3 protein-coding genes are annotated in these 1,734 nt (G+C 79.4%); 1 reads left to right on the forward strand and 2 read right to left on the reverse strand.

What is annotated here, in order from left to right; genetic code table 11:
* Positions 1 to 446 (forward strand): HD domain-containing protein (locus tag GTR00_RS20270; protein WP_166613336.1); only part of this gene is annotated, 446 nt, incomplete at its 5' end.
* Between the two features lie 47 nt (positions 447 to 493).
* Here GTR00_RS20270 and GTR00_RS24515 read toward each other — a convergent pair.
* Both GTR00_RS24515 and GTR00_RS20280 read right to left on the reverse strand, forming a co-directional pair.
* On the reverse strand, positions 494 to 1,411 hold the full coding sequence (locus tag GTR00_RS24515) for an alpha/beta fold hydrolase (RefSeq protein WP_205706285.1): 918 nt from the start codon (positions 1,409 to 1,411) through the stop codon (positions 494 to 496).
* An 80-nt stretch (positions 1,412 to 1,491) separates the two neighbouring features.
* Positions 1,492 to 1,734 (reverse strand): EamA family transporter (locus tag GTR00_RS20280; RefSeq protein WP_166613337.1); only part of this gene is annotated, 243 nt, incomplete at its 5' end.

Genomic DNA, 1,734 nt, shown 5'->3' on the forward strand with positions numbered 1-1,734 from the left:
CCCTCGTCGCCGCCGCCTGGCTGCACGACGTCGGCTACGCCCCGCCCCTGCGGCGCACCGGGTTCCACCCCGTGGACGGCGCCGACCACCTGCTGCGGGAGGGCTGGGACCCGCTGGTGCCGGCCCTGGTGGCCCACCACTCCGGGGCCCGCTTCGTCGCCGCGGTGCGCGGGCTGGGGGCCGAGCTGGCCGTCCACGACGACCCCCGCGCCGTCGAGGGCCCGCTGGCCGACGCCCTGACGTGGGCGGACCAGACGGTCTCGGCGACCGGCGAGGTCGTCGACGTGGAGGAGCGGCTGGCGGACGTGCTGCGCCGGCACGGCCCCGACAGCCCCAACGCCCGCTGCCACCACCGCCGCGGGCCGTACGTGCGCGGCGCCGTGCACCGCACCGAGGAGCAGCTGCGGCGCGCCCACGCCCGGGGGGTGCCGGTCCCGCGCGGCTGAGGCGCGCGGGACCGGCGCGCGGGGGCGCACGCCCCGGGCGGCGGACCTCAGCGCAGGTGCTCGCGCAACCAGGCCGTGGCGGCGGCGTCGACGAGCGCGGCGTGCGGCGTCTGCGGCGCCGCCACCAGGCCCGGCTCCTCGGCCAGTGCGTGGCCCATCGCCGGCACGACCTCCAGGCGCGCGCGCCGCGCGTCGCCGTGCACGGCCAGCAGCGCCTCGTGCAGCTCGCGGGCCGGGCGCACGAACCCCTGCTCGTCGTCGTCGGCGCCCACGACGACGAGCACCGCCGGCCGCCCGACGGCGGCGAGCTCACCGGCGCGCTCCACGGCGTCGATCCGCGCGGCCACCGCGTCGGCCGCCGGCGACCAGGTCTGCCCGAAACCCATCACGCGGGCGGCGGCCTCGACCACGGGGCGCATCCGCAGCAGCGGGCTGACGAGCACGAGCGCCGCGACGTCGAGACCGGCCTCCAGCGCCGTCAGGAACGCCACGGCGGCACCCATCGAGCCGCCGAGCAGGGCCAGCGGGCCGTCCGGGCAGCCGAGCTGGGCGCGCACGTCGGCCAGCACCGCCGGCGACTCGGCCACGCCCTGCTCGGCGATCGGCCCGAACAGCTCCAGCACCGCGTCGCGCCGACCGCGGGCCACCAGCTCCTCCGCTCCCCCGGCGGACAGGCGCGCGCCGGTCATCGGCAGCTCCAGGTGGACCCGCCAGGCGTCCACGCCCGCCAGCGGCAGGGCCGCGGCGAGCGCCTCGGGGGTGCGGGGGGCGTCCATGAGGTGCCAGGTCAGCACCAGCGGCGTCGAGGCCGTCGGCGCGCTCGCCGGGGGCAGCGCCAGGTACGGCACGCCGGCGGCGGTGCCGCGACGGGCGACGCCCCCGCTGCTGCTCCCGGTGCTGCTCCCGGTGCTGCTCCCGGTGCTGCTCCCGGTGCTGCTCTCGGTGCTGCTCTCGGTGCTGGTCACTGTGCCTCCCCGGGTCCGCGGTGCGGTCGCCCCAGCCTGCCGCACCCCTGCGGCACCGGACCCGGCCGCGGGCGGCCGTCTCAGCGGGCGGCCACGCGCACCCGCGCGCGCACCGCCGCCGCCGCGCACACCAGGACGGCGGCGGCGGCCGCGGCCACGCCCGCGCCCAGCTCCTCGCCGAAGAACAGCGCCGCCCACGCGATCGTCAGGACCGGCTGCACGAGCTGCACCTGGCTGACGGTGGTCATCGGCCCGATCGCCAGGCCCCGGTACCAGGCGAAGAAGCCCAGGAACATGCTGAACACGGCCAGGTAGGCGAAGGA

It is taken from the genome of Kineococcus indalonis (genome assembly GCF_009906395.1).
GTDB lineage: Bacteria > Actinomycetota > Actinomycetes > Actinomycetales > Kineococcaceae > Kineococcus > Kineococcus indalonis.